Annotated in this window: 20 protein-coding genes; 7 read left to right on the top strand and 13 right to left on the bottom strand. The window is 54.3% G+C overall.

The window, feature by feature from the left end; genetic code table 11:
- Positions 1-42: 42 nt before the first annotated feature.
- Positions 43-375 (bottom strand): hypothetical protein, encoded by a 333-nt coding sequence (locus tag EUZ85_RS11390; RefSeq protein WP_127969410.1) that lies wholly within the window; start codon positions 373-375, stop codon positions 43-45.
- A 90-nt stretch (positions 376-465) separates the two neighbouring features.
- On the opposite strand from EUZ85_RS11390, the gene EUZ85_RS11385 reads away from it, so the two are divergent.
- Together EUZ85_RS11385 and EUZ85_RS11380 are read left to right on the top strand one after the other, a co-directional pair.
- Positions 466-1,260 (top strand): ABC transporter substrate-binding protein, encoded by a 795-nt coding sequence (locus EUZ85_RS11385; protein WP_241567015.1) that lies wholly within the window; start codon positions 466-468, stop codon positions 1,258-1,260.
- A gap of 53 nt (positions 1,261-1,313) precedes the next feature.
- On the top strand, positions 1,314-2,078 hold the full coding sequence (locus EUZ85_RS11380) for an ABC transporter substrate-binding protein (protein ID WP_127969408.1): 765 nt from the start codon (positions 1,314-1,316) through the stop codon (positions 2,076-2,078).
- 24 nt (positions 2,079-2,102) lie between these two features.
- Here the strand turns inward: EUZ85_RS11380 and EUZ85_RS11375 are convergent, their stop codons facing one another.
- On the bottom strand, positions 2,103-2,474 hold the full coding sequence (locus EUZ85_RS11375) for an MmcQ/YjbR family DNA-binding protein (protein ID WP_127969407.1): 372 nt from the start codon (positions 2,472-2,474) through the stop codon (positions 2,103-2,105).
- Positions 2,475-2,864: 390 nt separating this feature from the next.
- Between EUZ85_RS11375 and EUZ85_RS11370 the strand changes: the two genes are divergently transcribed.
- Together EUZ85_RS11370 and EUZ85_RS11365 are read left to right on the top strand one after the other, a co-directional pair.
- A complete protein-coding gene (locus EUZ85_RS11370) occupies positions 2,865-4,442 on the top strand; it encodes a carboxylesterase/lipase family protein (RefSeq protein WP_127969406.1) in 1,578 nt (525 codons plus the stop codon).
- Positions 4,443-4,590: 148 nt separating this feature from the next.
- Positions 4,591-5,514: a recombination-associated protein RdgC gene (locus EUZ85_RS11365; protein ID WP_127969405.1), complete on the top strand. Its 924-nt coding sequence runs from the start codon at positions 4,591-4,593 to the stop codon at positions 5,512-5,514.
- 109 nt (positions 5,515-5,623) lie between these two features.
- Here EUZ85_RS11365 and EUZ85_RS11360 read toward each other — a convergent pair whose 3' ends face one another.
- Entirely contained in the window at positions 5,624-8,356 is a 2,733-nt protein-coding gene (locus tag EUZ85_RS11360; RefSeq protein WP_127969404.1) for a GNAT family N-acetyltransferase, read from the bottom strand.
- A gap of 246 nt (positions 8,357-8,602) precedes the next feature.
- Here EUZ85_RS11360 and EUZ85_RS11355 point away from each other — a divergent pair, with 246 nt between their 5' ends.
- A complete protein-coding gene (locus EUZ85_RS11355) occupies positions 8,603-9,526 on the top strand; it encodes a histone deacetylase family protein (RefSeq protein ID WP_127969403.1) in 924 nt (307 codons plus the stop codon).
- A 110-nt stretch (positions 9,527-9,636) separates the two neighbouring features.
- Here the strand turns inward: EUZ85_RS11355 and fliS are convergent, their stop codons facing one another.
- The 5 genes from fliS to EUZ85_RS11330 all read right to left on the bottom strand — a co-directional run bounded on the left by fliS (position 9,637) and on the right by EUZ85_RS11330 (position 17,022).
- Positions 9,637-10,032 carry a flagellar export chaperone FliS gene (fliS, locus tag EUZ85_RS11350; protein ID WP_127969402.1) on the bottom strand — a complete coding sequence of 132 codons (396 nt, stop codon included), beginning with the start codon at positions 10,030-10,032 and terminating at the stop codon, positions 9,637-9,639.
- A 61-nt stretch (positions 10,033-10,093) separates the two neighbouring features.
- The gene (fliD, locus tag EUZ85_RS11345) at positions 10,094-12,064 is read right to left on the bottom strand and encodes a flagellar filament capping protein FliD (protein ID WP_127969401.1); all 1,971 of its coding nucleotides are present in this window, start codon (positions 12,062-12,064) and stop codon (positions 10,094-10,096) included.
- A gap of 129 nt (positions 12,065-12,193) precedes the next feature.
- On the bottom strand, positions 12,194-12,640 hold the full coding sequence (locus EUZ85_RS11340) for a flagellar protein FlaG (protein ID WP_127969400.1): 447 nt from the start codon (positions 12,638-12,640) through the stop codon (positions 12,194-12,196).
- An 80-nt stretch (positions 12,641-12,720) separates the two neighbouring features.
- Positions 12,721-14,781, bottom strand: coding sequence for a flagellin (locus tag EUZ85_RS11335; RefSeq protein WP_127969399.1), 2,061 nt, complete (start codon positions 14,779-14,781; stop codon positions 12,721-12,723).
- Positions 14,782-14,958: 177 nt separating this feature from the next.
- Positions 14,959-17,022 (bottom strand): 6-hydroxymethylpterin diphosphokinase MptE-like protein, encoded by a 2,064-nt coding sequence (locus EUZ85_RS11330; protein ID WP_127969398.1) that lies wholly within the window; start codon positions 17,020-17,022, stop codon positions 14,959-14,961.
- A 571-nt stretch (positions 17,023-17,593) separates the two neighbouring features.
- Here EUZ85_RS11330 and EUZ85_RS11325 point away from each other — a divergent pair.
- Complete coding sequence (locus EUZ85_RS11325; RefSeq protein WP_127969397.1) at positions 17,594-19,645, top strand: flagellin; 2,052 nt, start codon at positions 17,594-17,596, stop codon at positions 19,643-19,645.
- A 35-nt stretch (positions 19,646-19,680) separates the two neighbouring features.
- Complete coding sequence (locus EUZ85_RS11320) at positions 19,681-21,681, top strand: tetratricopeptide repeat protein (protein ID WP_127969396.1); 2,001 nt, start codon at positions 19,681-19,683, stop codon at positions 21,679-21,681.
- A gap of 98 nt (positions 21,682-21,779) precedes the next feature.
- Here the strand turns inward: EUZ85_RS11320 and EUZ85_RS11315 are convergent, their stop codons facing one another.
- From EUZ85_RS11315 to EUZ85_RS11295, 5 genes are read right to left on the bottom strand one after another with little or no spacing between them, the layout of a single operon-like run.
- Positions 21,780-22,433, bottom strand: a complete 654-nt coding sequence (locus tag EUZ85_RS11315) for a serine acetyltransferase (protein ID WP_127969395.1) — start codon at positions 22,431-22,433, stop codon at positions 21,780-21,782.
- Positions 22,434-22,435: 2 nt separating this feature from the next.
- Complete coding sequence (gene wbuZ, locus EUZ85_RS11310) at positions 22,436-23,203, bottom strand: glycosyl amidation-associated protein WbuZ (protein ID WP_127969394.1); 768 nt, start codon at positions 23,201-23,203, stop codon at positions 22,436-22,438.
- A complete protein-coding gene (hisH, locus tag EUZ85_RS11305) occupies positions 23,197-23,811 on the bottom strand; it encodes an imidazole glycerol phosphate synthase subunit HisH (RefSeq protein WP_127969393.1) in 615 nt (204 codons plus the stop codon). The genes wbuZ and hisH overlap by 7 nt, the downstream gene beginning before the upstream one ends.
- Entirely contained in the window at positions 23,808-24,977 is a 1,170-nt protein-coding gene (locus EUZ85_RS11300; RefSeq protein ID WP_241567014.1) for an N-acetyl sugar amidotransferase, read from the bottom strand. The genes hisH and EUZ85_RS11300 overlap by 4 nt, the downstream gene beginning before the upstream one ends.
- 53 nt (positions 24,978-25,030) lie before the next feature.
- Complete coding sequence (locus EUZ85_RS11295) at positions 25,031-25,807, bottom strand: oxidoreductase (protein WP_127969391.1); 777 nt, start codon at positions 25,805-25,807, stop codon at positions 25,031-25,033.
- Positions 25,808-25,843 lie beyond the last annotated feature (36 nt).

The raw sequence follows: 25,843 nt of genomic DNA, 5'->3' as shown, positions 1-25,843 counted from the left end.
CTGGGCAAAAAAACATGGCGGATAAACAGTATCCGCGCCCGCTTATTTTCGGGCTTGCTCGGCGGGAGCGATGACGGAAAAGCCGTAATGTTCGGAGTCTTCCACCTTAGCGGGTGTGAGTCTCACTGAGTTATCAATGGCGAAATTCCACTCAAACCGTTGCATGTCAGCGCAGCGACGCAACGGCACAATAGTTCCTTGAGGAAATACGATTCCTTCCTCACTGACCAAGTCCGCCTCCAACCGGTAAGGAGACGCCTCCATTGGACACAGCAGGTCTGTCAAGTTGTATCGGACGCCTACTACAACTCCACCCAGGAATACTCCAGCCACCGCTACAAATATTGCCAGGCGCCGTACGACCTTCTTAGCCATTACCTTCTATCCATCTCCACTAACATCGTTTGAAAAACAACCAACGCTGATCTATATCTTCTAATAAACCGTATCCAGCCTATGGGCCATATGAAAGCAATCAGCATCATCGCCTTATTTCTCCTGCTGGCCGGGTATACGAGGGCTGACGCACAAAGCATAGTCCTGCTTATGGATGAGTCGTATCCGCCATACAGCTATGTCGAAAACAATGAAGCCAAAGGCATCTATGTCGACTTCATCAAAGAGGCGATGCAAGCCATTCCTGACTATAAGGTCAAGTTTAAGCCGCTTCCCTGGAAAAGAGCGCTCAACCTGGTTGAAACCGGGCGCGCCTTCGCCGTTTTCCCTCCCTACTATCGCCCAGTCAGTCGCAGTTGGATGGATTATTCGGTTCCTCTTTTTAAAGAGACGGTCGTGCTATTTACGCCCCCGGAGTTGCTGGAGCGTCTCAAGCCCACTCGCTGGCCGGAGGATTATAAAGGCCTGCGTATCGGCCTGCAGCTGGGGTTCGCCACCCTGTCACCGCAACAAAAGGAGCTGTTCGTCATTTCTGAGTCGCCTAATATTCTGACCAATCTGAAACAAATCGCGCTGAACCGCATCGATGGTCACCCCAATGATTATCTGTCAGTAGTGTGGACGCTGGAGCACAACCGCCAGGACCCGGCTTTGGCCGCTCTGGAAATCACTCCCGCAGCGATTATTAACGAGGAGGTCGCCTACCTCGCCTTTTCCAACATCCAGCCCGAACAATGGCCGTATCGGGCGGATTTCATCGCCAAAATGAATCAGTCCCTGGCGCGTATGAGGGATAAGAACCGGTTGCAGCAGATCGTCAACAAATGGACCCGAGACGTAAATGCCCCCGCCGCCGGCCATTGATGTGTCCACATGCTCGCTTTTTTACTCATGACAACCACTGAAGAGGAGTCCGTATGAAAAGAATAATTCTATTCGCCGCCCTGATGTTGGGATTCGTGGGGTTCGCCGCCGCGCAGTCCGTCACCCTGTTGATGGATGAAGCCTATCCTCCTTATAGCTATGCGGAAAACGGCAAACCCAAGGGAATATATGTGGACATCATCATGGAGGCGGCCAAGCTGGCGCCGGATTACACGATCACGCTAAAGCCGCTGCCCTGGAAGCGCGCGTTGGCGCAAATGGAGAGCGGCGAAGAGTTTGCGCTGTTTCCGCCTTATTACCGCCCTGAAGACCGCCCCTGGATGGATTACTCCATTCCCTTGCTGACAGAGACAGTGGCGATGTTCGTCACGCAGGACATGGCCAGTAAAAAGTCATTGAGCAAGTGGCCGGATGACTTCAAAGGCATGCGCATTGGATTGCAAAGCGGTTACGCCACTTTGTCTGACGAAGAGAAAGCCATGTTCACCATGAGTCAGGCCTCCGACATCGTCGCCAACCTGAAAAAAATGGCGGCGGGACGCATAGACGGTCATCCCAACGACAAGCTATCCGTCATGTGGACGCTGGAAAACAACCGATCCGACCCGACTCTGAAAGACCTGAAGATCGAACCGGCGGCGGTCATCAGTGAAGAGGTCGCTTACCTGGCGTTTTCAAATACCAAGAACCAGAGCTTTCCCTATCGCGAAGACTTCATCTCGAAGATGAAAGCGGCGGTAGAGCAATTGAAGCAAAGCGGCAAACTGCAGGAAATTATCGACAGTTGGACCAAGTAGCGCCTTAGTCCGCCGCGCTCCGCTTTATGCGTCCGAGGACAGCTGCGCCAACGCCAGACGACGCTTTTTCGGCAATCCCGCGGCGGCTTTGTCGTAGGACCAGTCGACCAGCTCACGCAGATAGTCTTCGTTAAACGCGGCGGCGTCCACGATAGACACCCAGTGAAACCGGTGCATGTAGCGCGCCGGTTTCACCCCTTCCTGATCCGTCAATTCCAGAAAGCGCTCGGGGGTGGTTCTCACACTGAAACGCCAGCGTTCCGGCGCGCTGGTTTTAAAATAGGCGAACTTCCGTCCCAGCACGTAAAACACCAGTATATTGGAAGGCTCGCCATACTCAATCCGCTCCACACCGGGAAGTGAAAGACAGTAGTGTTTGATTTCATCGATATTCATGAGACATGACTCAGACGTTGCATGGAGCGCATTAAACGACTCACTGTTATATCCGGCTGCAAACGGGATATCCATTGAAAACTATTAATGGGTGACGCGGGATATAAATACAAGCCGCGCAACCACCCTGCGTCACCATCCATACCGGGCTTCCTAACGCCCTGACTATAAAAGACTTTTAAATCACGCCGCCAAAATATAACAAATGGACTATAGCAAGCACGGCGCAAACCGCCCATAAATCAACGCCATGTTAATACGCAGGCGCAGGGATGCGCCTGCGCGGCGTCAAGCCGCGGGAGACAGGGCCTGACCTGTGCAGGCCCTGTCGTTGCAGACAAATAGAAGGACGCTATTTATCTGCCTGGTCAATAGTTCAAGGGTTTTAGAATGCACTCAGGAAACACCGGATACAAAGTCTTAACAACATTGGCCAAAGCGATGCTGCTTTCCGGGTTATTACTGTCCAGCGCCCAGGCGGAAGACCTTAACGGCCCGCTGGCGCAGACCAAATCAGGTCTGATCAGAGGCGTAAACGAACTTGGCGTACACGCTTTCAAAGGCATTCCCTACGCCGCGCCGCCGATCAAAGAAAACCGCTGGCGGCGGCCGCAGCCGGTTCAGCCCTGGAGCGGCGTACGCGTTACGTCTCAGTTTGGCCCGGCGTGCGCCCAATCCGCGCAAGAAGACCCCAATACCAGACTGCCAGCGCCCTCAGTCAGTGAAGACTGTCTGACGCTCAATGTCTGGACGCCCTCCTCGCCAATAGGCGCGCCCGATGCGCCTAAGCCAGTCATGGTCTGGCTGCATGGCGGAGACTTCCGCAGCGGCGTCGTCAGCTATCCGCTGAGTAACGGCGCACAGCTGGCGAACCAAGGGGTTGTAGTCGTCACGATCAACTATCGACTGGGATATTTTGGCTTCTTTGATCACCCCGCCCTGGTTCGCGAGGACGTCACCACGCCAGCAAACTTCGGGCTGCTGGACCAGATCGAAGCCTTAAAATGGGTGCAGGAAAACATCAGCGCCTTTGGCGGCGATCCCGGCAACGTCACCCTGGCGGGAGACGACGCTGGCGCGGTCAGCGCTTACTACCTCATGGCCTCCCCAAAAGCGCTGGGATTGTTCCATAAAGTCATCGCTCAAAGCGGCGATCCCTGGCTCAAACTGGAAGACCGCAATCAGGCGAAAAAATCTGGCATGAAAGCCGCGACGCAAGCCGGCGTCGCCGCTGATGCGGACGCCGCCCAGCTACGCGCCATTCCCGCCGGAACTTTGATCAAGCTGAATAGCGAGCTGCCGCCAGATGCGGCGTTCGGCCCGATCATCGGCGACGAGGCGGCGCCTTACACCTTATTGGATGCCGTAGATCGCAAGCTGATCGCGCCGGTTCCCCTGCTGACTGGCGTCAACAGCTATGAAGTCAGCATCGCGCCGCAACTGGGCCTGACCCAGGAAACTATTCTGGCGCCGCTGGGCGATCAAAAGGACGCCGCCCGCGCTCTGTATCCGGAGGACTGGAGCGATACGCAGTTCGCAGAGAAAGTATTTTCCGACATGCGTTACAACGCCCCCAACCGGTGGCTGGCGCTGGAGCAATCCAATCGCTCCAGCGCCTGGTTCTACTACTTCAACTACGCGCCACAATATCTGCGCGAGCAGTTCTCCGGAACGCCTCACGGCTGGCACCTGCCTTTCACTTTTGGAACCTATAGTCTGATTCCTGAGATGTACGCCAATTTCCGGCCTCAGGACATCACCATGGCGCAGCGCTTTCAACGCTATCTGGTTAATTTCATGCGCAGCGCCTCCCCCAGTGATCCTACGCTGCCGAACTGGCCAGCCTACAACGCTCAGAATCAGATCATGATGGTATTGGGCGACGCCGCCGAGCCCATGGCGGGATTGTTTCGCCAGCGGATTGAGTTTTTCACGACGCTCTACCGCAACAGCAATAAAAAATATTGATACCCGATCAGGGCTGGCGCCAATGCGCGCCTTAGCCCTGCCATCGTCCGCGCGTGACGGGAATTACGAAACCTCAACTAGCCAAATTCCTCCTGGTCCACCATAATTCCCGGCCCGATTTCCTTCTTCACTAAGAAAATAGAGACCTATGCTTTTCAAAAACGCACTGATTTATCGTTTCACAAAACCCGTGCCCTGGCCTTTGGAAGACCTGGAAACCGGTTTGAGCGAACATGCTTTCACCCCGTGCCAGGCCAACGACACCTATCGTCTGGGCTGGGTTCCCGCAGCGCCTTTGGTCAGCGACGCGCTGGTCTATCAACAAGGCCGCTATCTGTTGCTGACTCTGAAACGGGAAGAGAAAATTCTGCCCGCCAGCGTCATTAAGGAAGAAGTGGAAGAACGCGCTCAGGAAATCGAAGAGCGCGAGCAGCGCAAATTGCGCAAGAAGGAAAAGAACGAACTAAAGGAGCAGGTCATCACGGTTCTGCTGCCTCAGGCGTTTAAGCGCTCGCGCCTTATGTCCGCTTACATTGACCTGGACAAGGGTCTGCTGGTGGTGGATACCTCTTCCGGAACCCGTGCGGACGAGTTCACCTCTTTCCTGCGTCAATCCATGGGCACGCTGCCAATTCGCTTCGTGGCGCTGAATGAGGCTCCTGCGGTGCATTTCTCAGACTGGGTGCAGAAAGACAACACGCCGACGCCTTTCGTTTCGGGCGACAACTGTGAGCTGCGTTCCGGCGATGGCTCCGACACTGTCATTCGCTGCAAAGGCACCGAGTCTTTGACGGACGCTATCTCCACGCATATTGAAAACGGCATGCAGGTGACGCAGTTGTCCCTGGAGTGGGACGAGAAGCTGAGCTTCGCAGTAGGCGATGACCTGAAGATCAAACGCATCAAGTTTATGGACACCCTGCAGGAGCAGTTGAAGGATGGCGATACTGGCGAAGCCGCTGAGCGTTTCGCCGCCGACTTCAGCCTGATGACCCTTGAGTTTTCCCGCATGACGGACGACCTGATCAAGGTCCTGGGCGGAGAAGACATGTCTGCGGTGATTCAGGAATAGATCTGCATTCTACGCGGGTCGAATCCAGACGATAACGGATCGACCCGCGCTGTTTGTCCTTCCCTTTTCTATTTGTTCTTACCCATTTGCCCTTATATGCGTATTGCGCTTATTTGTACTTCAAGCGCTCCGCCTGCCACTCATCCGGCGCGTTTAACGGTAAACGCAGGGCCATCACTCCTTCTTCATCATCGTAACGAATACTGAATCCCAGCTTTTCCGCCAGACACAGCATGGGTTTATTGTCCGGCAACACTGAGCCCACCATTTCCACCGTGCCTTTTTCACGGCAGTACTCAATGATCTTGCGCATCAGCACCCACCCCAGGTTTTCGCCACGCAGATCATCCCGCACGATGATGGCGAACTCACACTGCAGATTGTCCGCGTCCGTCCAGGCGCGCACCGTTCCCAGAGTATCCTCGCCATAACCGCTTTCCTTAGGAGACATGGCGATAAAGGCCATTTCCCGGTCATAGTCGATTTGCAGCATCTGCACCATTTCATCGTGAGTAAAGGACTTCCGATAGTGAAAAAAGCGGTAGCGAATCGATTCCGGCGACAGGCCGGAATAGAACTCGATGTGACTCGGCTCATCCTCTCCCCGCACCGGGCGAATTTCCGCCTTGCGCTTCGACTTGGGCAGCATGATCCATTCCCGCAGTTCCTGCGGATAAGGCTGAATCGCCAACTTCGCCGGCTTGTCGAGATCAATCATGGCGTTGACCGCCACCGCCCCGTGCTTGTCAAAATACAGCGGCATGACCTCAAGGCCTTTAATTTCAGGAATGTCGATAATGATCTGCGACAGAATCACCAGGGTTTCGCAAATTTTGGCGATGTCCTGCTCGGGGTTATAGCTATAGTCTTTCAGCAGGCGAAACATATGCGTCTGTTGCAACAAGTCCCGGGCCAGCACCATGTTCAATGGCGGCAGAGCGAGCTTGCGATCCGCCGACACATTCACCGCCGCGCCGCTGGCGCCGCACACCATTAAAGGCCCAAACACGGGGTCGCGGGTGACTCCCAAACTGAACCCCACCCCGCCCACCGTCTGAAAACTCGGCTGCACCGCAAACCCGAGAAAGCCGCTGTCGGGATAGTGCTCTCTATAATGCGTCAATAGATAGCGACAGGAATCGCGAATGGATGCTTCCTCCACCAGCCCCTTCACCCGGCCCTTATAGCGGCCGCGACCGGTCTTCTCGTCTTTAAAAGGGACACAGCTATGCTCGTGCAAAATGCGGATGTCAACTGGCGAGCCGAATTCACGCGCGACTTCCACTACCTGCTCTTCCGTTTCACAGTAGCGGGTATCCTGCATGTTGATGCCGTAGTCGGTGAGAATCTGCCGCGACTCCGCATTAGTCAGCACTCTCCGTCCTGAGGCGTATATCTTCTGAATGGTCTTACGCGCACGGGAGCGGTCCACCACTGGGTCGGTATAGGATTCAGGCGTCTCCCGCAGCACCCGCTGACTGCGCTGGTGATTAACCATGTGCATGAAGGCTTTCACCGCCTTGTCCGGCGTGGAGAATGTGGGCACGCCGCTATGGAAAAACGCTTCCCTGGCGTCATACACCGTACTGTGCCCTAACCAGCAGGTGAAAATATTCAAATGAGAACGCTTGCCCGCCTCAATCACCGCATCCGCCACCTGCAGACTGTCCTCGGTCAGGGACGGGGCGTACAACACCAATACATTGGACACATGCGGATCGCGTCCGAGTATCTCCAGAGTACGGCGATACAGCTCCGGGTTGGCGTCGTAGTTGAGATCGATGGGGTTGCGGCGCGTCCAATAAGGCGGCAGATGCTTGCCCAGTTCACTCACCGTTTCCGGCGACAGCGAACCCAGCTCGCCATTCAAAGACGCCAACCGATCCACCGCCAGCACTCCAGGGCCCAGACCGTTGCTGATTATGTGCAAAGGCTCGCCGCGCACCGGTTTCATCCGGGTTAAAGTCTCCAACGCATCGAACATCTCATCGGCGCCGTTAACCCGCAGAACCCCGGCGCGCCGGAATACCGCATCGAAAATCTTGTCGCCGTCCACAACCCCCAAAGGCAACTCTGCGGGGCGCCATTGCGATGCCGGAGTGCGACCGCTTTTCACTGCGATCACCAGCTTCCCCCGTGACACGGCCCGCACAGCGGAAATAAAACGTCGGGGCGAATGAATATTCTCCATATGCAGCAATATCGCTTTAGTGCTGCGATCCTGGGCCAGGTAATCAATCAGGTCATCGAGCCCGACGTCGATGCCGTCTCCCAATGTGGTGAGATGAGAAAAGCCGATTCCCCGCGTAAACGCCCAGTCGATGACCGCACTGGCGAGAGAGCCGGACTGGCCGATATAGGCGATCTTGCCCGGCAGCACGCCCATATGCATGTAGGTCGCATTCAGATTGCTGGCCGGGGACAGCATGCCAATGGTTTCCGGCCCCAGAATACGAATACCGTACTCAGACGCAATTTCCTGTACGGAATACATCAGCGGCCTGCCACTGCGGCTATGAGTGCGCGACAGGCCGCCAGTTAAGATCATCGCAGTCTTAACCTTGACGTTTCCCAGCACCCGGACAATACGCGGCACACTCTCCGGCGGCGTACAGATAATGGCCAGATCCGGCCGAAACGGCATTTGCTGGGGCCGTTTCACACAGGGGACGCCATGCACATCGTGATAGCCCTTGTCATTCACCACCACCAGACGGCCTGAATAGTCCGTGGACATCAGATTACGCAACACCATGCCGCCCAGATTATTGGAGCGTTCGGACGCGCCAATCACCGCGATGGACTTAGGGTTGAACAACGCTTCTAAATGTCGGGTTCCCAATCTGTTTTCTCCATTTGCGTTGACAGGCTCCGGACCCGGCGGCTGCGGAAACGCCGCCGATATCTAAGATACATAGACCAATACCGGCCACTTTGACAGATATCAAGATCCCCCGCTTTGACTGACTTGGCGTAATTCGATGCGCCCACCTCAATCGCGGGCGCGGACTATAACATTCGCCCCATCTCCGGTTTCAAGCCGTTATCGCTTTGCAGTAGACTAAAAGCCTCTAAAAGGAAAACAAAGATGAAAACCGCCCTTTTCTATCATAAAGACTGTACATTGCACGACATGGGCGAGGGGCATCCCGAAAGCCCCATGCGATTGCAGGCGATTATGGACCGGCTTGAGCACGCCGGCATACTGCAGGAAGTGGATCTGGTCGAGCCGCAGGAAACTGACCGCGATAAAATCATCCGGGTGCATCCCTCCCGCTACGTTGAACAACTGGAAAACCTGAATCCGGACAAAGGCCGCATCATGGTCGATCCGGACACCGCCCTGATGCGTCACAGCATGCGCGCCGCCTATCTGGCTGCGGGTTCAGCGGTGGAAGCGGCGGACATGGTGCTCAGCGGCCAGGCGAACACTGCGTTTTGCGCCGTGCGTCCGCCTGGTCATCATGCGGAGCGTAGCAAGTCCATGGGCTTCTGCTTCTTCAACAATATCGCCATCGCCGCCCGCCACGCCATGGATTTTCATGGCCTGGAGCGCATCGCCATCGTGGATTTCGACGTGCATCAGGGCAACGGCACGGTAGACATCTTTCAGGATGATCCACGGGTCCTGTTCTGCTCAAGCTTTGAGTATCCGCTGTATCCGTTCAGTCACCATGCGGTGGATCGCCCTAATATCATCAACACGCCGCTGGACGCCCACACGCGCGGCCTGCAATTCCGGCGCAGCGTTGAGCGGGACTGGCTCGCCCGCCTGCAGGATCACCGCCCGCAACTGATACTTATCTCAGCGGGATTCGACGCCCATAAACATGATCCCCTGGCGCATCTGGAGTTGGAAGAAAGGGACTACCGCTGGATCACGCGTTTATTGATGGATGTGGCGCGGGTCTACAGCAGTGGGCGCATCGTTTCTATTCTGGAAGGCGGTTATAACCTGAACGCCCTGTCCGCCAGTGTGGAAGCGCACATGGAAGGTTTGATGGGGAATTGAAGCGTCGAACGTAGTATGAGAGAACGGCTTAACCTTGCTTAGAAACTCCATCCGCCAACAGCGGAAGGAGTTTCCATAAGGTTGCGAGAAAGCGGCCTGTTCAGGCCAGGTTAGACGAGACCTTTTTCCAACGCTTCCTGACGAATGCCGTCCCAGCCGTTTTTGACTTGCTTCAACAAGCCCGCCACTTCATCCAGGATAGTCGCATCATTTTGCAGGTTGGCTTCAAATAAACGGCGCTCCATATATTCGTACAATGCATCCAGACGCTCTGCGATATCGCCGCCTTTTTCTTTGTCCAGAAACTCACGCAAACCGCCGACGATTTCAACCGCCTTGCCGATAAGCCGGTTTTTGCCTTCAAAGTTATTGGCCAGAATCTGCCCCTTCGCCATGGTAATGCGCTCCAGCGCTCCATCGAACAACAGCTGGATCAACTTATGTCCATCCGCATCGACGATGCTGGTCTGACGATTCACGCTCTGATACTGATGTAACGCGTTCATTGTAATAGCAACCTCATAATTACTCGTCTGTGATCTTAAGCGCCTGGATCAGGCCCGTCGCTTAACCCTTGCTTCCAGTAGTGCTGGCCACCAGCGCTTCCAACTGCGTGGACAAAAAGTTTTCCGTGTTCTTGAGCTGGGAGATAATCAAATCCGCGGCGGTGAACTGACGCGCCAGCCTGTCTGTCAGGGCGGTAATTCGGTCGTTCAACTCCGTGCGATCTTCGGAGATTTTTTCCAGCTGAGAGTTAAAGCCATTGATGGCGACCGTAATCAGACCTTCGGCGGACAGATAATTGTTCACCAGGTCGACCATCTGGTCACCCACCCCTTCAATATAAGTCGCCGTGCCGCGCGCGCCAGTGGCGCCGCCGGTAATTTGCAGCTTGAGTCCTTTCGAGTCTCCGTCCGCAGAGGTCAGATACTGCCCCTTTCCGGTAGCGGCTTTCCCGTTGATCGTGCCAGCGACATCCAAACCATCTACGCCTGTGGCGACAGTCAATCCCAGCTGCGCCGCAGTATTAGTGTCGATAGCGGTAATCTCGACCTTGGAGGTAATGCCATATTCTCCAGAGGTGAACACCAGCTGGTTACTACCGTCCAACGAAACAGTCACACCAGAGCCTGCGATATTGGTGTCCGCATCCAACTGAGTCTGAATTTCCGCAAGCAACTCGCTGTCAGTATAAGTCCCGGCAGTCAGAGTAATAGTGTTGGACTCAACCCCGTTGACTTTGATCTTGAAGGTATCGTTGTCCGCATCAATGACCGTAGAGCCGCCCAGCGCCACATTGCCGGTGAAAGCGCCCTGCGTCGCCACCTGGGTGATATCGATGGCGTAAGAGCCAATCTTGGTGTTTATCCCGGCGCTGACGTATTTGACCTGTGCATCCGTCGTACGCCCCTGGTCGGCGAACAAAGCCGCGACGTCATTCGGATAGCTTTGCAGCTTGCTTTGGAACGTCAGGCTGTTGAACTCCAGTTGTCCCGATTCTGAGTTGGTCGTAATTCCCAATTCAGACAAGCTGCGCACGTTAGCGCTTTCCAGCCCGGGAACAATTGAACTCAGCGTGGAACGCAACTGAGTGGAGATAGTGCGCACTGTGGAGCTGCCCAACAACGTGCCCTTTTCTCCAGTATCACTGTCAAAGGCAGTGACTTCGCTAATGATTTCCTGCAAAGCATTATATTTATCCACTAAATCCTGGACCCTTTCGGTCACAGCATTCAGATCTTTGCTAACGGTAACGTTGACTGCGCTTGCGGTTTCAGCATTTAAAGTCAGAGTCAGGCCGTCCACGACGTCGTCCACGGTGTTCAATGAGCGGGTGATGGATACGCCATTCAATGTGAAGGCGGCGTCTTCCGCTGCAACGTCCTGAGTTAGATTCTGGTTGGTGGCGTTGTAAATAAACTGGGAAATCCCGGAGCCGTCCGTACTGTTGCCGTCGTTATCCGTCGCCGAAATGGAAATGGCGTTCGCCACACCGGTTTTTGAAGCGGATAAGACAAGCTGGTAGGAGGAACCGTTGTAGATAACGGAGGAGTTAACATCCAGTCCCATATCATTAATAGCGTCGGACAACCCCTGCAACGTGTTGTTGCTGCTATCAACGGTCAGGTTCTTGGTGACGCCGCCGACAGTGAAAGACAGCGTGCCTGTTCCTACAGTCGTGGTGTCTTTATCAGCAAATGTGCCGGAACTCAATGACTGCGCAACGGCCAGATTGCTGACGGTGAGCGCATAGGAGCCGGTTTTCGCAGAGGTGTTGGCGGTGACGCCAATCGCAGAGCCGCTGGATGTCGCGGTATTGCTGGACATCGACTCTGGCGTACTCAATGTCCTGGCGGACAAGCGCAGGTCGGTGATTGCGCTTTTCAGACGACTTAAATCGCTGAGTTTGGCCGTTACTTCATCTTCTTTGAGATTCAGCCTTTTTTCCGTCGGCTCACGCTCAGCACTGGCCAGCTGCTCGATCAAGTCGCTGGTCAATACTCCCGAGCCGATGCCTATTGAAGAAACGCTTGCCATGTGACGCCAACCTCGCGGATTGTGTGTACGATCATATCTCTATTTATCGGCAAAAAGGGGCAAAACTTTGCCCCTTTTTTTGTTACGGATCGTAAATTCCTTCCGAACCCTATCTGATCCCGCCAAGCCTCACGCCTTGGCGGAAAACAGATTAACTGGTTCATCCTGTTGCAAGTTGCGCGCCAGCTTAAGGGCCAAGTCATCAGGAATCTGTCTCACTACTTCTTTTGTGGTTCTGTCCAAAACAGTAATGACCGTTCTTCCCGAGTCCTCATCCAGTTCGAACTGCAGGTCACGCTGCACAGATTGAACGTATTCATTCAACTTGGTCACCGCTTCCCTCAGCTCCTGGCTTTGCTCCCTCTCCAACTGCTGCTGTTGCTTGTTGGCAATGTCGTTGGTGGGCTGGGCTGCAGAGCTCTGCTTCGCAGCCTGCGTATCAGGCGTAGACGTTGCTACCCCGGACTTAACCTTAGGTTCAATCGGAGGTGACGACGTCGCGGACTGAGCAGACGGCAGGCTCACGGGTTTAGTGACTGCCGCCACACTCAGTTCAGTGGTCTTAACGTCATTCATATCTCACCTCTTAGCATGTCTTAACGCATAAACCGGCCGGAAGAGAACATCCGGCCGGTATTTCACGTTAGTTCACTCCGTTACTGCAGGAGCGACAAGACTTGCTGGGGTCTTGCATTAGCCTGCGCCAATATCGAGATACCGGCCTGTTGCAGTACCTGCGCCCTTGACAACGCTGCGGTCTCGGATGCGAAGTCTGCGTCCCTGATCCGGCTGTTGGCGGAGTTCAGGTTCTCATTGTTCACTTCCAAGTTCGCAATCGTGTTCTGGAAGCGGTTCTGGATCGCGCCCAGTTCCGCCTGTTTGGACGTTACAGTCTGCAATGCGTTATCCACCGCCTTCAGAGCCGCTTCAGCGCCAGCTACAGTTGAGATATCCACATCCTGCAGCAGGGAGCCGCTTTCAGCGCCGCCGAATGTACCGATTCTCAGACCCGCTTTCGCCAGGCCGGCGGAGTTGGTATTGGATTCAACGTCTATCTGACCGCCAGACAATAGCGTCACAGAGCTGACAAAGGTCGTAGTGGTGATGCTCGCCATCGCTGTGGCGCCGCTGATGTCGATGTTACGACCGTCCGCTGCCACCAGAGTGAAGGAGTCAGAATCCAGTACTTCCGCAGTCACCCCTGTCTGACCGGATTTCTGGTTGATCGCATCGATGATCGCAGCCTGCTTCACAGCAACGTCGTCAGTAGTGCTGAAGCTCGCTGTAATAGACACGCCGTTGAGTGTGATCGTAGCGGAGGCTGTCGTGGTAGTCAGGTTACCTGAGTTAACACGGTTTTCGTTAGCCAGTGCTGTAACGCCCGTCTGATCAGACGCACGGTTGATCGCAGCCGCTTTCGCGACGGCGCTACCATCCGCATTCGCAGTGGAAGCCGTGTCGTCAGTGCTCAAGCTGGGTCCGATAGCCACGTTGTTGATAACGATGTCGCCAGTCACCAGCGCGGTGGTGGAGCCGTTATCGCTCACAATACCTGCGTTGTTTCCGCTGAATGATCCCACTTCAAAACCGGCGTTATCGATGTTGCCTGTAGTCGTGGTCAGTGCAATGTCGCTGCCGTCGTCGCTTGAAAGCGAGTAGGTGCCGACATAAGCGTTACCCAGGGAGCTAGCCGCAGCCAGACCAAAGGTGGCCAAGGTGTTGCTCGTAGTTTCGGTCAATACAATGTTACGACCGTCGTCAGCCACCAGGGAGATACCCTTGGCGGTGTCGCCGTCGAAGACCGCGCGCACGCCAGTGGCGCCGGATTTTTCGTTAATGGCGTCCGCTGTCGCTTGCAGGTTCTGCTCGACAGTCAAGGTGGTGCCTTTACTCAGACTGATGCTGACGCCGTTCAAGTTCAAGGACACGTTCGCCGCAGTCGCATCAGCGGTCGTGGTGCCGGCGACATAGTTCGCATCGACAGTAGCGGTGACGCCTGTCTGATCGGATACATCATTAATCGCCGCCGCCTTGGCAATGGCGCTTGAGGCCGCATGGCTGGTGGAAGCCGTATCGTCGGTGCCCACAGATGCGCCCACGGAGATGCCGTTGATAACGATGTCCCCTGCAACCATTTCATTGCCGGTGCTGCCTACAACCAGAGCAGTCGTAGTCGTTCTGCTGGAAATACCGCTGGTGTCCGCTGTTCCCAAAGTGCTGGTGTCCAGCTTGGAGATGGACACGCTAATGGTGTTCCCCAGGTTAGCGCCAGTTTGGAAAACGGAGTTCTGGAAAGAACCGTCCAGCAGTTTTTTACCGTTGAAGTTGGTCGTTGCAGCGATGTTTTCAATCTCGCTGATCAGCTGGCCAACCTCTTCTTGCAAGGCTTCGCGGTCGATAGTGGAGTTAGTGTCGTTCGCAGATTGCAGCGACAGTTCACGAATACGCTGTAAGCTGTCTTTCATTGAGCTCAAGGCGCCTTCAGCGGTCTGCGCCAATGAGATCGCGTCTCCCGCGTTACGAACCGCGACGTTGGTGCCGCGAATCTGAGCGTCGAAACGTGTTGAAATCGCCAGACCTGCCGCGTCATCTTTTGCGCTGTTGATGCGGAGACCCGAGGAAAGCCGCTGCAGCGCCGTATCCCCTGACCGCTGTGAAGCGTTCAGGTTACGCTGCGCATTCAACGACGCAATGTTGGTATTAATTATTTGAGGCATGTTTGCTTCTCCTGTAACCCTTCTCACTCGGTTAAGAGGTTCTCGCTTCTACACAGCAGGGCCGGTCGAACTGCGCTAACCCGTTGTCCTTAGTAACGGCTTCAGGAGAAGATTCTTTAGTTAATTTTTGCCTGCTCTTTGTAATGAAATGTAAGCCTTAACCCCATGAATTTACGCTCACGCAAAGTCATCGGGATCATTGATTGAACGACGCACCCAGGGGTCCGTCGCAAGGTCGAATTTTTTGTACATAACCTGAAGAAAATGTTTATGTACATCAAGGAGAAAGCGCAGCATAGTTTGTCTCCACTCCTCCATGAAGGTCAGCCTCTCCGCATCATTCTGAATGGCCAGCGCATGCGCGAAACCGATATAAAGAAAATGTCTGATAGAGCCCCGCAACAGAAAATAAAATTCTTTAGCTTTGGTTTGCACCTGATCTTCCATGTAGGTGTTGATGCGATTACAGACTCTATTCATGTCATCCTTGCTGGAAATGGGCGCCTGCAGAAATGTGGAAACATCGTCACTGAATTGCCCGAATAGGACGTTCAAGCGGTCGCGCTTCTTCTCCAGCACGTCTACCGGTATTTTTTCGTGCTGCGACGCATAGAGGTAGTCCACCACCTTCTGTTTCTTGTCGCTGCTTGCGCTGAGCGCCGTCAGGGCAATCGGCAAGGGCCCTGGCGCCACCCAGTCAGCGCCTTCAATCTTGGCTCCATGAGAAAAATTGTAGACTTTGCCGCGCTCCGGAAAGTCACGCAGACTGTTTTCCGCTTTGCGTTTGGCGGCGAAATATTGCGGTGACGTCAAAACGGAGCCGCCGTCAACACCCTCCACCTTAAACACATGCTGGCCGTCGTAATCCACACTGCGCTTGAACGCTTCGTGGGCGTCGTCGTCGTAATAGATCGAGCTTTGCGCATGGTGGTGGCGTCTGTCCGTGAACCCAAAATCCATCCCAAACAACAGGATATTCTTGAATCCGTAGTGCAGCGCCCAAGCCAACCCAAGGTTGGTGCAAGTAGGAGTTCCCCCACGGATAATCTGTCCATGTTCGGAGAACATGGTCGCCAGCCCACACTCTTCTTTGATATAGGCGCGCCGCTCCCCAAATAACTGGTATACGACCGGACTAATGTGGATAGGAGCAATAACTTTTATCGAATTCAAATAATCAGGATCTTTAAGCCGCTCCAGCTGTCCGACCACATATTGATAATCAGATTCCAATTCAACATGAATATCCGGTTTGATTCCCATCGGATGCAACGCAGTGATGGAGGAGCCGCATGAAATGATCAACGCGCCGCGCTGCTGCATTTCCCGCAACTGATCAATGCGCAAGTCCAGGGAGGGACCCGCCCCGACAATGCACACCGGCACGTCGGTGATGTCGTTAACCGGCGGCGGCAATAATTCAACGCCGCTATATATATTGTGCGCCGCCTGGTTGAGCTGGTTGACCTCATCGTCGTAATTGCCCCAGGAAACCAGGAACACATACAGGTCATCGCACACCTTCTCAGATAAATTATCGTGGGACTTCAAGCCGCGATGGTTATAAAACAGCGTCGCAAGAGGGAAAGCCGGCGGCGTCGTAACCAGATTGTTCCAAAGCAGCGCCCATTGTGAGTATTCGTCTTCCTGTCCGCCCAGCAGAAAGTGGATAGTGCGCCCTTCCGCGCCGTCATACTTGCGGCAAATCTCCGCCCAATCGACGGCGTACAGACTCGCGGCGAAATGGTCCAGATTAGGCTCAAAAATCACAGCATAGTTGACTCTGTGCTGCTCCAGAAAGGCTTCAATGTGATACCCCACGCCGCACCCGAGGAAGACAATACAGGGATAGGAATCGCCCAGCCAAAAATGATTGAAGTTCGACTTATTAATAGGAGATTTCCGAATAATGGCGTCAGCGGTTTTGAAGAAGAACCTTGGGAAGCAGTAATCGCCGGGAAACGGCGGATCAATGGAAACCACCTTGCCGCCTTCACTGTAGACCTTGGTGAATTCCTTGATTTCGTTCAGCGCATAAGCCTTGGCTTTACCGCCATATACGGAGCGGCCTTCATCGTGAATGTCCACTTCGCCAGCATCAGGGATGATATTCAGCTTGGCTTTTTTCATCTGATAATTCAGGAAGTGCTTATAAATACCGGGAAAGTGGTCTTTGAAGTAGGCTAAATTCTTTTCCCTGCGCTCAATAAAAGGCTTAAGTATTTCCGCTTGATCGGTCATTGCTTCTATCTCTTTTTTAGTTTTTTCCGAACGAGAAAATTGGGGCGGCAATTTTCAGTCACTCGCAAAATTTTTAGTGAACAGACACAGTTAGCGTAGCAGTGATCTGGCCATTGCTCCTGTTTTCGCCACGCTTAACTCCTTTATCCTTCAGGATCGGCAATTATCATGCCGCCATATGCGCAGCCGCTTCAAAAAGGAAAGCGTAAGGTCAGGCGCCTTGCTTTGTAAGGCCAGGCTATCTATATGAAGCAGCGGACAATCGTAATCTCCAATTTCCCCTTGGCGGCAAGCGGCAACTTTTTGACCGCCCCTTGGCAAACTCCTGCCAAAATCCAAGATCCTCTCTTTCCTGCAAACCTATCTGCGTTTTTTTGCGGTTAAAAATCAAACACATAAAATTTAGCAACAGTTCTGGCAATGCTTTTGCATAGGCAGTGGAAACGCTCTTTTCTGCGCAATTTTTATTCGCAAAGAGGGGCAGGCAAAGTCAGGTAGCCGGTTGCTACGCATCCGAGCGGCTCTTACGAAGGAAACGGCCCGGCTGGTATAGACGCAATAGGGGGAAGTTATGCCTCAGATAATTAATACCAACATCGCCTCGATCAACGCGCAGCGAAATCTCAATAATTCGCAGTCAGCCAACCAGACAGCTCTGGCGCGCCTGTCATCGGGTCTTCGTATCAACAGCGCGCGGGACGACGCCGCCGGCTTGGCGATATCCACCCGTTTTACCTCCCAGGTACGAGGATTAAGCGTCGCTATTCGCAACGCCGGCGACGCCGTGTCGCTGTCGCAAACAGCGGAAGGCGCGCTTGGCGCAATGAGTGAAAACCTCCTGCGTATTCGCGACCTGGCGCTGCAATCCGCCAACGCCACCAACAGCGGGCTGGATCGCAAGGCGCTTAACGAAGAGGTCAACCAGCTGCTTCAAGAGATCAAGCGGGTATCGGAGCAAACCAACTTTAACGGCACCAAGTTGCTGGACGGCACCTTCACAGACGTGACCTTCCAGATCGGAGCCAACGAAGGCGAATCGGTCACCTTCGGTATAGAAGGCGCTACGGTGGATAAACTGGGGGCTGCGGAAACCGACGGCATATCCTCGGAGCCGGAATCTGCGGCTCTCGCTGCTGGCGACCTGGTGATCAACGGCATCGCCATCGGCGCATCCACTGGCGTTGACGATGCGTTCTCCAGCGCCAACCAGGACCAGAGCGCCATCGCCAAAGTAGCGGCGATCAACAAACTGACGGAGTCCACCGGCGTAGAAGCCGTGATTAACGGCACATACGTCAGCGGCTCCACCACGTTTATCGCCACCACCCAGTCAGCGTCCGTGACGATAAACGGCGTGGCGATCGCAGTGACCATCTCCTCGAACCTGTCATCGCAGGTCAACCTTGAGAACGTCGCAGCGGCGATCAATGAAAAATCCGGACAAACCGGCGTCACCGCCTCGTTTGACGGCAACCCGACAGTCGGCATCAGGCTGACGGCGGAGGATGGCCGCAACATAGTCATCCAAAGCACCGCGCTCAATTCCACTGCTTTCGGTTTGCCGCCGTCCGACACGGCCGCCTCCGCCGCAATCACTTATACGGGCACCTTTACGCTCATATCCCGCGACGGCAGCGCCATTGGACTCGACACTACAACCGGCAACATTGGCAACGCGGGCCTATCGGTAGGCACCTTCAGCGGTAATAACAGCGGCGCCATCAGTGACCAGGTGGACGCCAACCCATTCGCTGCAGGCGACCTGGTTATCAACGGCGTCCCTATCGGCCCGACGCAGACCAATTTTGACACTTCCTCCAGCACGCAAACGGACTCCAGCGCCATCGCCAAAGCTGTGGCGATCAACAAGGTCAGTGACCAGACCGGCGTCGTAGCGGAAGTAAACGATACAATCCAAAACGCCACTGCGTTAGTGACTGGCAGCGCGCAAAACTTCAACTTCCAGATCAATGGCGTGCAGATCAACATCTCCTACGGCTCCAACGACACCGTCGCGGATGTGCAAAGAACGGTTATCACTGCGATCAACAACAAGTCCGGACAAACCGGGGTGCAAGCGGAAGCCTTCGGCAGCAGTTACAGAATGATCGCCGACGACGGCAGGAACATTCAGATATCCAACGCCTCTACAACCACGTCTTTAATTGGACTGGGCACTGTGGACACCGTCACCGCCAGCACCATCACCCTGCTCTCGGCCGGCGCCATCGAGTTGGATACGCTGACCGGTCAGATAGAAAAGAGCGGGTTCGAAGTCGGCACTTACGGCTCCAACTCCACAGGGCAATTGGTGCAAAACATAGACATATCCACAGTGGACGGCGCCATCCTGGCTCTCAGTGCGGTGGACAACGCGTTGAACACCATCAACTTCCAGCGTGCGAATCTCGGCGCGATCCAGAATCGCTTCGAGTCGACCATATCCAACCAGGCGATTGCGTCAGAAAACCTGACCGCCGCCAACTCGCGAATCCGCGATGCGGACTTCGCGTCGGAGACCGCCGAGCTGTCCCGAACCCAGGTATTGCAGTCAGCCGGATTGTCGATTCTGGCACAGGCTAATGCGCAGCCGCAGCAGGTGCTGCAGCTGCTGCAAGGCTAAACAGAGATTGAATTGAGCTAGCAGAGGTAAGCACCATGCAGGCAACAGCGCAAGCAAACGAAAAACTTCAATCCACCCGTGTTGAAGCCGCCCGTCTACTGATAGAGGCGAACGAAATCTATCGCGCCTCCAACCGTCCAGGGGCGTCACATCAACAACGCAGTGAGGACAGAGGCGCAGCCAAAGCGCTGATAGAGCAAGCGCTGGCGCTGGAGCCAGCGCAAGCCTCGGCGCTGGGCCTGCTGGGTCGAATAGAGCTGGATGAAGGACGGCTGAATGAAGCGCGCCGGTTCTTTAATCAAGCGCTGGCCCAAGACCGCAACGCCCCGCAGCTGATCGCCAACCTTGGCTATCTGAACCTGATGGAAAACCAGCCCGCCCAGGCGGAGCAATATTTCCAACAAGCGCTGCATCAGGATAAAAGTTACGCCGCGGCCTTCCTGGGAATCGCACACTGCCAGGCGGCGATGGGCAATTACGATATTGCTTATATGCACTATCGGCGCTTACTGGAATACGGTCTGGAGTGGCCCACTCTGTACGCCGGCATGATCAAGTGCTGCGCTCACCTGCAGGTTGAACGACGCTCCGAAACTATAGAGCGCGATCTGATCGATTTACTGCGGCAGGAAGATCTGCCTCACCAGAATCTGGCTCGCATTACCGCACAAACATTGGCGTTGAAATACGACCTGCGTAATCCTGACGTGTGCATCGATATCAACGACGCAGCGCAGGACCCGCTACTGCTGTTGGCGCTAACCAGGACCGTCATGCCGAATGCAGATGTGGAGCAGTTCGTCACGTTGATACGCAAAGCTATCCTTGACGAGACGATGGCCTCCGGCGAACTACGCGAAGGGCTGCAGGAACTGGCTATCGCCATTGGCGTCTACAATGTCGCTACCGGCGGAGCCCTCTACGCCGCCGAAGACGAAACCGCTCAAATCAGCGCCCTGAACAGAAAGATTCTGCTTTCCTGCACAACGGAAAACAGCGTGACGGATATCGCAGGCGCTCTTATCCTCGCCGCCATGTATGTCACTCTCTTCCCTCAGGCTTACTCGCGCTACCTGTCGGCCTTCTCCCTGGACGACTGGCCGCAGTCCATGCAACTTTTGATGGAAGCCAGCTTCTACTTACCCATGGAGGATGAAAGCTACAAGCAAGGCTTTCAGGAAAAACAGCTTGAGTTACTGGAAGACGCAGCGGAAGTCGCCATGGCCTGTCCGGTGTGGCGCAACATAGAGTTCTTCAGCGAGCAATCGCTGCGCAAGCAATTGGAAAGCGTTCTGGGCGCGCGTGCGCAGCAATTGCCCGAACGCTTATGCGCGATGATTCTCGGCGCCGAGTCGTCACAAAGAGCGGTAGAATTCGCCCGCTACTTTGATGACGTGGATGTTATCGCTGTCGATGAAAATCTGGCGAACCTCGCTTTTGGCGCTCGCAAAGCGGAACAATATGATCTGGAAAATATCGTATTCTGGCCCTACTCCATCGCCCAGCGTTTTATCCAGGACGGCGCAACGATCCACTTCCTGAAGATTGAGAAATTTCCTTCTCTCAGCGAGGCGGAGTTTAACTTGATCGAAAGCATCAAGAGCATGGTGTGCAAAGGCGGCGTCGTACAGGTTTCAACCGGCGACAGCGAACTGACTCAGGTGACGGATAAAGCTCAGACAATCATTGAGCACTACCGACTGACGCGTCGCTCCAATGATATCCGCTTATTGCGCCGGGCCATTATCGAAAATGCAGACGACCCCGCCTGGGCGCCATTGCTCAGCCATCCGCACTTTTACAACCTGACAGGATGTCGCAGCACCTGGTTCGCTGGCGAAGACCGTGCGCAAATTCAATCGGTGCTGACGCACCTCAGCAATGAGGTGGACTGGAAGCTGGCGCAGGTCAAAGATCGGGACGACAAGGTGCAACCCTCAGGTGCAATATTGAAACAACTGCAGACCGAAGTCTTCGGGGCCGATATCGGCAAAGTAATCGGCCACGATCTCAAGCTGTATTTTGTGAAAAGGTAAAAGCCACTATCGGCGGGCTGCAAGGCCCGCCGTTTTTTTCTATCCCTTTTTCTATCCCTGCGCCATCCCTCTCAAGCCGCCAACTGCTCACTCCGTTCTCAGCCAAACTTGACCCGTCGATTATCCAGTTTATTGGGCGATATCCGGCAGTCAGGAAATTTTCCCACGACCAGACTGTCATCCGGCGTATCGATACCTTGCACGAACGCATCCGCGGCAAAAGTGACGTTAGTTCCGACGCGACAGTTACCAATCAGCTTGGCGCCGGAGCAAAACACCGCGCCCTCGCCAATCGTTGGGTAGTCGCCGCGATAGGTGGAGCCAATGGTCACGCCCTGGTACACCGTCAAATAGTCGCTGTAAGAGGCTGAACCCAGCACCGTTCCAAGCGGGTGCACCAACAGGAAGATACGCGGCAGCTCCACGCCATAGAAGGCGTCGACACCGTGCAAGGCTTTATTAAGAAGAAACGCCTTTTCCGCCAGCGTCACCTGACTGTCACGGTAGGCCTGATTAGCAAGAAAATACAAAAAGGTAGCGTAATGATCGCCATGAAGATGGTTAAACACGGCCTCGTCGTTTTCGACATAGTATTTCAGGCGAATATGGGAGAAGCAGAACTCCAGTCGCTTTAGCGCTTCAGGCAGAGACTGAGACAACGCCGTCTCTACGCTGCGGCCGTCCGGAAAAAAATGATCGAGCTGCTTACTGACATAATGAGCCAAATGCTCAGGGGCTAAAGATAGCTGCATGGTTATTTGATGAGTTTCATGGGGACGCCAGCGTTCAATAAATGTGATCTGGCGCGAATAGGATTGTTGTCGCCAAAGTGGAAAATACTCGCGCACACCACCGCATCCGCGTTCGCTTCCTGAAAGGCCGCCGCAAGGTGCGCGAATGTGCCGGCGCCGCCGGCGGCAAGTACGGGCCGATCAGTAACCGCCTTGGCGCACTTGATCATATCCAGGTCATATCCCTGCATCATGCCGTCGCGGTCGATAGCGTTGACGATAAACTCGCCAGCGCCGCGCTGGGTCATGTCGCGAATAAACTCTTCCAGTTCCCGCTCTGTTTTATGACGACCACAATGAGAGTACAAGCGGCATGCGCCATCTTCCCGTTTCACATCCAGGCCGACGACAATGCATTGGCGGCCAAAGATAGCCGAAGCGTCGTTAATCAACCCCGGATTTTCTAATGCGGCGGTAGTGATAACGACTTTATCGGCGCCGGACTGCACCAGGCGACGTACTTGCTCCACTGAGTTCACTCCGCCGCCGACGCTCAGCGGCATAAAACATTCGGAAGACACCTTATCAATGAGACTCAACAATTGTTCAAAGTCGCTTCCCTGGCGGTTGGCGTCCACATCCAGAAACACTAGCTCATCCGCAAACTGAGCGTTGTATATGCGAGCGGCGGAAACCGGATCGCCGGTGTCCCGAAAAGCGGAAAACTGTTTCCCCTTCACCATGCGCCCCTGGCTCAGCAGCAGCATGGGAATAATGCGCTTTTTCAGCATCGCCCGTCCCACTCACAAAAGTTTTCTAGAATTTTTAAACCATTATCCTGACTCTTTTCAGGATGAAACTGCACGCCGACGATATTGTCCCGGCCTACCACGACGGGGAATGCCACGCCATATTCAGTTTCCGCGACCACATGGCTGCGGTCTTGCGCAGCAAAGTAGTAGGAATGCACGAAGTAGAAATCCACATGCTTTTTCACCCCTTGAAAAATGGGGTGTTCCTGATGATGAATTAACGCATTCCATCCAACATGCGGAACCGGAGCATCAACCTCCAAATGGCGCACCACGCCAGGTATCAGATTAAGGCCGGCGTTCAACCCACCCTCCTCACCCTGGGTCGCCAATAATTGCATGCCAAGACAGACGCCCATCAGCGGACGCCCTTGCCGAACATGTTCATGGATCGCCTCAAGCAAGGTCGCCGACGCGAGATTGGCCATGGCGTTACCGAAAGCGCCGACGCCGGGAATAATCAGATGCGTCAATTCGGCAAGCTGATCCGGCGCAGCGACGACATGCGCGTCGTACCCCACAGCGTCAATGGCGTTGAGTACTGATTTAATATTACCCATGCCATAGTTCAATACGCCGATATTCATCCAGACTCATCCTCGCGGTACCATTTGATGGCGTCCCAAAGCGGTTCGCCGCGGACTGGATGGTCGAAGTCTGGCTCAAAAGGCGGTATGACCATTCCAGACACGATTTCATTAAACTCCTGCTCAGTCAGCCCCACATAACTCAGGAAAATATCCAGAGACTCGGGGCGACGGCCATCCAGTTCATTCAATCGCTCAGCCTCTGCCAGAGAAATACGGCCGCGACGCAGCTTCATGGCGTTTATTTGCGTGATACGACTATAACCACGCTTTAAATACTTGATGTAGTCACGGGTTCCCTGCATAAAGCATTCAATTTTCTCGCAAGTAGTGTTCACCGCTATCGGCGCGCTTTCCACCTCGTCCGTCCGCCAGCCCAACTCTTCCTTGATCACCTTCACGTGTTTCTCATAGTCCCAGGGGATAAAGCTTCCCAGGCAAACGGAGGCATAGCCGATTCGCTTGAGGTCCTTCAGGCTGGGATAGGTGAACGGGGCCAGATCGCGGCGATCAATGGGGTCTTCAGGTGAATTGATCATCCCGTACATGTCGTCCGCGGATATGCCAAGATTGCGGATCATATTGAATTTCTTCTCATCCTCGTACTCGATCTCATCATTCAGATAGTCGTAATACGCGGTGATCTCCGCCTGCGGCTCGCCCCAGATAATCAGCGGCACATTGAACTTAACCGCAATCTGCATGGGGTATGAATAAATGCCTGTGTGACAATGCCAGCAAAAGTCGGTCTTGCGACGAAAAGACTCCAGCATCAAACGTTTGACGATCTTCCAGTTGGGCGTGAATTCAATAACGTCCACCCCCAGTTTTTTGAACGTGCGCGTACAGTTTTCTTCAATAGTCGGGCGCATAAAGCCATGATTGAAGCGAACGACCAGCGGCTTGACGCCATACTCCTTGACCAGGTAGTAAAGTTGATAGGTGCTGTCCTTGCCTCCGCTGAACGGCACAATGCAGTCGTAATCGTATTTACCCCGGTATTTTTCAATCAGCTGATCCAGCAATGTCTTGCGCGCGCCCCAGTCAATCTGATCCGCCTTGATTTCCCAGGACCGACAGATATTGCACACGCCATTCGCATCAAATTCGATGGTTTCATATGTCTCGGGCAGCAGGCACCGAGTGCATCTCTTCAGCTTTTTCATAGCAGTATTCATAGCAATATTATTCAGTTTAATACTTTCAAGAAGCGACGGCTCTAAAGGCAGAAACCATCGTCCACGATCAGGTTGCCGCCATTGATGTATCGGGAGGCGTCGGACAACAGAAACACCAGCGCGCCGCAGATATCGTCAGGGTCCAGCATGCCTTTTTCGCTGCAATATTCCGCATAGGCCTGCAAAAAAGCTTCCGGCTGGCCATCTGCAATGCCGCCAGGGCTGATGGCGTTAACTTTGACGCCTGTTCCGCGCAAGAACTTCGCCATGTAACGCGTAAGATGGATGAGCGCGGATTTAATCGCCGCGTATTCCACGGGCATCGTCATCGTCGTCCCCTGATAGATATCGAAGCGGGGAGCCGTCACGCCATAAATGGAGGCGATGTTCACAATATTGCCGCCGCCCTGCGCGACAAAATGCCTGGCGAACTGCTGTGAGGCCAGAAAATATCCCCCCAGATGCAAAGACAGATTTCCGCAAAAGTCTTCATACTCCACATCAAAAAAGCTGCGGCCGTAATGTTTATTGCGGGGATAGGCGCTGTTGACAAGAGCGTTGATCGCGCCCATTGCGCGTTCGGTTGCAGCAATGGCGTTCAGGATGCTTTCTTTATCAGTGACGTCGCATTTAACGGCGCACGCAGCCTCTTGGCCAAATTCACTTTGCAGACTCTCAGCAAACAACTTCGCCTGAGATAGATCTATATCCGCTACCGCCACCCTGCCTCCAGCCTGAAGTACTGCGCGACAAAACTTGCCGCCAAGCAAACCGCATCCGCCAGTGATAACGACGACTTTCCCTTCCAATTGCTTCATACATTCGTTCAACTTCTATAACGCCTTATCTATGTG

The organism is Hahella sp. KA22 (genome assembly GCF_004135205.1).
Taxonomy (GTDB): domain Bacteria; phylum Pseudomonadota; class Gammaproteobacteria; order Pseudomonadales; family Oleiphilaceae; genus Hahella.
The sequence above is the reverse complement of the archived record's forward strand: the minus strand, read 5'-3'. Positions and strand labels throughout refer to the sequence as shown.